1 protein-coding gene and 1 pseudogene are annotated in these 2,040 nt (G+C 29.1%); one reads left to right on the top strand and one right to left on the bottom strand.

The window, feature by feature from the left end; genetic code table 11:
• Window positions 1-1,452 (top strand): annotated as a pseudogene (locus EZH24_RS10810) (hypothetical protein); the annotation flags it as partial.
• 271 nt (window positions 1,453-1,723) lie between these two features.
• Here EZH24_RS10810 and EZH24_RS14745 read toward each other — a convergent pair.
• The gene (locus EZH24_RS14745) at window positions 1,724-1,903 is read right to left on the bottom strand and encodes a hypothetical protein (RefSeq protein WP_137999126.1); all 180 of its coding nucleotides are present in this window, start codon (window positions 1,901-1,903) and stop codon (window positions 1,724-1,726) included.
• Window positions 1,904-2,040 lie beyond the last annotated feature (137 nt).

Raw genomic sequence — 2,040 nt, 5'->3', positions numbered from 1 at the left:
CAAATTCCGATTTTTAGAGACGCGAGAAACCCGAATAAATTTATTGAAATCATCCCGATTCCTTTCGCTATAATTTCGTCTTTTGCGGCGGATTATATTTTTAAGGCGATAGATTTGAAAACAAAAAAAGAAAATAATTTATTAAAATATTTGGAAGAAGATTATAAATATTTAGAAATTGCCAAAAAAATAATGTATATAATTTTAATCGCTTCTTTCGTATTAACGATTATAACGATATTTGGAAAGAGTTTTATTTACGATAGTTTTTTACCCGAATGGCAGGCTGAAAAATCACGGTTGATTTCTAAAAATATATTTATGTCTTTTATAAGATTGACTCTAATATCTTCAACCGCTACGCTTTTAATCATAAATTCAATTTCGTTAAAAGATGGAACGGCAAAAGAAAGATATATAGCCTTAATTCCTCTAATGGCTTTTATATTGTTTTCGGTTTACGATTCGGGAAAAATTGGATTTCTAATAATCGGAAGCGTTTTAGTTTTTGGTTATATAATTGTAGCGAATAAAGAAAATATTTTTTATAAATATCTGCCTTATATTTTTATGGCGATTTTATTTTTGGATTTGACTCAAAGCGGAAATATGTTTATAGTCAAATCGAATATAAACGAAATGTATAATCAAACTCCGATAACGGAACATATCTTAAAAGAAAATAATAACGAAACGACAATGCCGATTTTGATTCCATATTTATACAGATATACTACTCATACGATGCCTTATTATAAAATTCCATTAACCGAACCTCCAGCGGCAAGCAGATTGAGTAGAGATATAACGGAAACATTCGGAGCTTTTAGAATAAACGATTATGTCGGCTATCAACCGAGACTCATGGATTTGCTCGGCGTAAGATATATATTGAGTCCTACATATTTGGAGCAGTCTATAATAGCAAACGATATTGAAAAGATAACGGAATATCAAGATGAATTTTCGGCGGCGGTTTTATACGAACTTAAAGATTATAGAAATAAATACGAATTTGTAGGCAAAATATACGAGGCAAAAGATTTTAACGATGGATTAAACAGACTAAAAGCGTCCGATTTCAATTTGTCAAAAGAAGCGGTTATTATAAATTATTCTAATAATAATTTAAATAATACTAATTTTGTTAGCCTTGTGGAAATTATAGAAAATAGCGACAATAGAATTTCATTCAATGTAAAAACTCCAAACGATGGAATTTTAATTTCAAAAGAAAGATATAATTCAAATTGGAAAGTGAAAGTAAACGGAGAAGAAAGAGAATTATTAAACGCAAATTTATTATTTAGAGGAGTTTTTGTGGAAGCTGGAGAGAGCGAAGTAATTTTTGAATTTGCGCCCGACATGAAATATTTTTATAGCTCGATAATTTGCTGGATTATATTTATGGCAGTTTTTTTGTTTAAAATAGTTTTGTTTTTCAGAAAATAAGCGACTATCAACTTTCGGGAACGAGGCTATTTATAGCCAAAGTAATACACAAAAAAGAAATTTTTATTAATTTGGATTGCTTCACTCCGTTCGCACACACTGTGCGCCGCGAGGAGATGACGAAAAAAACTCGGTCATTACGAGTGAAACGAAGTAATCCAAAGTTAAAGAAACTTTATACAAAGTAGATTGCTTCGTTCTCACTCGCAATGACGATGACAATACTTTTATTGTATAATCGGTTAATAAATTTGATAAATAAAGTAATAAATTAAAGTTTTTCCACTTCTTTTATACTTAATCCCGTAATTTCGCTTATAAGGTTAATGTCCATATTTTTAGATTTCATTGCTTTTGCCATTGAAATTTGTTCGGCAAGTTTATCTTTTTCAATTCCTTCCTTAAAAAATTTTTTAAAAAATTCGCTTTTTAATAAAAAAAGTGTTGACAAATTTTTTAAATTTGCTATAATATATATAGAGAATTTGAAGCTGTATAGAAAGTTTAAGGCTATTGTAGAATTTCATGCGATTAAAAAAATTGCAAAAAAGCTTGACAAAAACTCTAAAACATACTATACTGACAAGT

This window comes from Brachyspira catarrhinii (assembly GCF_005518285.1).
GTDB lineage: Bacteria > Spirochaetota > Brachyspiria > Brachyspirales > Brachyspiraceae > Brachyspira > Brachyspira catarrhinii.
This window is presented reverse-complemented; position numbering and strand designations above follow the sequence as displayed.